This window comes from Pectobacterium fontis (genome assembly GCF_000803215.1).
Lineage (GTDB): Bacteria > Pseudomonadota > Gammaproteobacteria > Enterobacterales > Enterobacteriaceae > Pectobacterium > Pectobacterium fontis.
Genome location: NZ_JSXC01000007.1, coordinates 1 through 3,802 on the forward strand (window position 1 = coordinate 1; position 3,802 = coordinate 3,802).

Sequence of the window (3,802 nt, forward strand, 5' to 3'; positions counted from 1 at the left end):
CCCTTCCAGCGTCTGTTTATGCCGCTGCAAGGCATGTATCGCTTCCGTCTGTTCGCGGGATTCGTTTACCGTGAGAACCAGGCAACGGTTCAGCAGTTCTTCATCCACGTCGATGGCGGTTGTCGTCAGCATCAGCATCACCGGGCCTTTTACCGTGTACTGCTTGGTGACGAGGTTTCCTGTGGCATCATCCTTGCCCGTACTGGCGATGGTTAACTCGCCATCACTCTGCAACAGCTTCAGCGCATACGCCGCCTGCCGCACGCCTTCTTCTTCCGCTATCGCCAGTATCTTGTGTTGCAGGTTCGTTTCACCCAGATAGAACAGACTCTGGCCTGTCATGGCGCTGTACTGTAAGCGTTCTTCAGGCGGTATCAGGTTCAGCACCGCATCCATCAGGCTGGATTTTCCCGCCGCGCTCGACGATTGGATAAGCACCGCCAACGGCCTGTCCAGCTTGCGCGACACCGCTGCCAGATAACCCGCTACTAAGTTGGTCGATTCGCCGACCACGCCACAGGCCGCAAGGTCATCCGTCAGTCGGCTAATCAGGTTCGGATCTTTGAGTAACGCCAGCGCCGCATCCCGTTGTTCATCGCTAATATCCGGTGTGGTGTCACTGGCGGTTTCGGGTTGAGCAAGGTGATTCTCCAGTGCCAGCAGCACACGACCTAAGCGCTGTTTGATATCGCTTTCCGCTAACCCCAGCTCTGACGCAGCCAGCCGCGCATACCCCACTCGTGAACGCGCACTCATCATGTCCACGCTGTCCGCGAACACCACGCCGCTTTCCGTGTCCAGCACCTGCGCGTTCACCTTCATCACGCCGCTACCCACCTTTACCGACGCCATACCCCGGATGCGCCACTGCTGGCCGGATAAGGTGATTTCAACTTCACCGTTCGGCAACGCTTCAACCACAACCCCGGCAACTAAGGAAGAGGCAGATTGAGACGTTTTTTCAGGCTGTGGCGCGGCTTTCCGTTGTGCCACAGATTCAGGTTCAGCGTTCACTGCTTCCCCCATCGCCATTGCACCTTCTACCACCGCACGGAACGCCTGCTCCGGCTCGGAGACTTTGCACAGGTACTCGTTCGCATCCATGCCCGTCGGGAACACCACCCGGAACGGCGTGATGCCATCAGCAACCAGAGACGAAGCCAGTTTCACCGCGCCTTCATCCCCTGCCGCGTCGTTATCGAACGCGATCAGCGCCTGTTTCACACCGTGCTGGATAAAGGCTTTCCGCATCTCATCAGTGAACCCGTTCACCCCATACGCCGCTGTCACGTTGCGGTAGCCTGCCACCCAGAACGACATCGCATCGATAAGCGATTCGCATAAGATAACCGACTTACTCGCTACTAACGCCTGCTCGTTCCACACCCCGCCATGTGGCCCCGGCAGATACAGGTGATTGGGTGTTCCGGCACGCAACCTGTCACCCACCTTGCGCCCGTACAGCTCCCGCACCGGACCGTTAAGGTCGATAACCGGCACCACTAACGACCCCGCCAGATGTTCATGGCCGCTGGAACGCAGCACACCGATGGCCTGCAACTGGCTGCGAACGGTTGCCCCGTCTTTCAGTTTGCTTGATGGCAGGCGATAGCCCAATGTCCGGTTGGCGAACCCCAGCTTGAAGGCGGCGACTAACTCAGGATGATTCAGGCGACGCTTTTCCAGATAGGCGATGGCCTCCGGCGCATTGAGCAAAGTGTGGTGATAAAACTCGGTAACGCGATGCAGCAACGCCTGCCTTTCCTGTTCATTAGCGATATCCGACACAGGCGGCAGCGGCGCAGCGGCGGGCACATTTCCCAGTTCACCCCGCAGCTTGTCGACCGCATGAGGCAGGCTTAACCCTTCCGTCTTCATCACCCAGTCCAGCACAGAGCCGCCTGCATCACAGCCGAAGCAGTGATACAGGTTCTTCTCCGGACTGATAACGCAAGAAGGGGTTTTCTCCTGATGGAACGGACACAGCACCACCCAGTCTTTACCGCGCTTCACCACCTTGCGACCTTGACCACGCACCACCTCAACCAGTGACACGGCGGCTTTCAGGTGCTGCAACTCGGATTCGGGGATGCGTGCCATAAACGGATTTCCTCAAAAACACGTCAAGATTCATATTGAATACTTTAATGGTACACTATATGATACCTTTATCAAGAGGGATTTTTCAGGGGGGTTAGTATCATGGTATCTATTCCAGACTGGTTAACTACCATGAGCTTTTCTCAACGTGTGATTGAACTGCGCAAGAAGCGTGGTTTGACACAACAAGGCCTCTCTGACGCCACCGGTATTCATGTACAGCAGATTAAACGCTACGAAGCCGGTAGCTCACAACCTACCGCCGAGGCCTTAAAGAAGCTCGCTATTGTGCTGCATGTGTCATCTGATTTTCTGCTGTTTGAACCCGGCGAACGTGAGCCGGAAGATGAGCTGAAGCTGAGATTTGAAGCCGTCGCCGCCATGCCTGCCGAAGAGCAGGAAGTCGCTAAAGCCGTGCTGGATGCCATCATTGTGAAGAGTCAGGTTTCCCAGACTATGGCACGAGTGACAAAGCCGATGGGCAAAGAGAAGGATTAAAACGAACGCGGCGCGGATGTGTTACGAGCACACCCACGCCGCTCACCACAAGCAACTAACAGGAGTAGTTACTATGGCTAAGGCACATTCTAAGTCAGACGTCACACTTAATAAACCCGCCAGAACAGAGCGTTACTACACCGTGGGATACGCCCCGCACAATGGTAAATCCAACCCGCCCTCCGCCATCAACCTTAAAGGCCGCTGGCTCGAAGAGTCCGGTTTTATCACCGGGATGCCCGTGACTGTGACGGTGGAAAGAGGCAGGATTATTATTGAGACACAGATTAATTTATAAAAAATAACCTGACCGCTAATAAAATAAAAAGCCGGAAGGATCAGGTGATCGCTTCCGGATTTTATTTATAGGCTGATTAGGAAACCAATAAACTTATAATTAAAGCCCTACCACCTTATATATCAGAGTAAGGGTTAATACTATACTCAATTTCTTTTGCAGCAAAATACACATCTGACATACGATAGTCACTAACATCTTCCATATCATCAGAATATGGAGAAAAGTCAATATAATGAATATCATCTATACATTGATAAGATATACCACCACTCATTACTGTATTGATGCACTTTATTTTTTGCTTAACAGCAAACTCAACCAACCCTTTCAATTCAAACTCTACATTAACCCATTCCCTATCAGATCTCCGTATAACAGAGACTTCAACAATCACACTATCAAAGGAAATAAAGTTAATCTTTTTAATAATCCCATCATACCCATTCGTTATTTCATCTAGCATATCTATGATCATAAAATATTTCACTTTCCTATAGGAGTGTGAGGTTCAATTCCCGGAGGGAGAGCATCCCATCCTGAAGGTATACCTGAATGAGGATAATGTGGTTTACCAGGACCATGTCCAGACGCTGGATTACCAGGTTCAGGGAATAAGTGATAATGACCAGATTCTATCCCATGATTTTTAAAATCTACATGGCCAATTACATCACCATTGTTATCATATATTGCATTTTGAACAGCTTTTCCTGTTTTTGGGTCAATATGCGTATACATGGAGTTTGGTGTAGCGCCTGTGGTTCTTGGTTTCTCCGTTCCTGAGTAATGCCCACCTGCTGACGGATCAGGTTTTTTTGAATTCTCAGGGCTATTTTCACCATCACAACCCGATTTAGTCAGCCCCAGCGGATCAACCCATTCTAATGGGTTGTGGACATAAGC

At 51.3% G+C, this 3,802-nt stretch carries 4 protein-coding genes and 1 pseudogene; 2 read left to right on the forward strand and 3 right to left on the reverse strand.

Features of this window, described 5'->3' with window-relative positions; all coding sequences use genetic code 11:
* A partial coding sequence (locus OI69_RS02730) for a CHC2 zinc finger domain-containing protein (protein ID WP_039345847.1) occupies positions 1-2,100 on the reverse strand: 2,100 nt, incomplete at its 3' end.
* 132 nt (positions 2,101-2,232) lie between these two features.
* On the opposite strand from OI69_RS02730, the gene OI69_RS02735 reads away from it, so the two are divergent.
* Together OI69_RS02735 and OI69_RS02740 are read left to right on the forward strand one after the other, a co-directional pair.
* The gene (locus OI69_RS02735; RefSeq protein ID WP_080752591.1) at positions 2,233-2,598 is read left to right on the forward strand and encodes a helix-turn-helix domain-containing protein; all 366 of its coding nucleotides are present in this window, start codon (positions 2,233-2,235) and stop codon (positions 2,596-2,598) included.
* Between the two features lie 73 nt (positions 2,599-2,671).
* Positions 2,672-2,896 (forward strand): SymE family type I addiction module toxin, encoded by a 225-nt coding sequence (locus OI69_RS02740; protein WP_039345853.1) that lies wholly within the window; start codon positions 2,672-2,674, stop codon positions 2,894-2,896.
* A gap of 115 nt (positions 2,897-3,011) precedes the next feature.
* Here OI69_RS02740 and OI69_RS02745 read toward each other — a convergent pair whose 3' ends face one another.
* Together OI69_RS02745 and OI69_RS19965 are read right to left on the reverse strand one after the other, a co-directional pair.
* On the reverse strand, positions 3,012-3,374 hold the full coding sequence (locus OI69_RS02745) for a hypothetical protein (RefSeq protein WP_039345856.1): 363 nt from the start codon (positions 3,372-3,374) through the stop codon (positions 3,012-3,014).
* An 8-nt stretch (positions 3,375-3,382) separates the two neighbouring features.
* Positions 3,383-3,802, reverse strand: a pseudogene (locus OI69_RS19965) (hypothetical protein); the annotation flags it as partial.

Coding starts and splice junctions, on each gene's coding strand:
- OI69_RS02735 (WP_080752591.1), top strand. CDS start 2,233: ATGAGCTTTTCTCAACGTGTGATTGAACTGCGCAAGAAGCGTGGTTTG.
- OI69_RS02740 (WP_039345853.1), top strand. CDS start 2,672: ATGGCTAAGGCACATTCTAAGTCAGACGTCACACTTAATAAACCCGCC.
- OI69_RS02745 (WP_039345856.1), bottom strand. CDS start 3,374: ATGATCATAGATATGCTAGATGAAATAACGAATGGGTATGATGGGATT.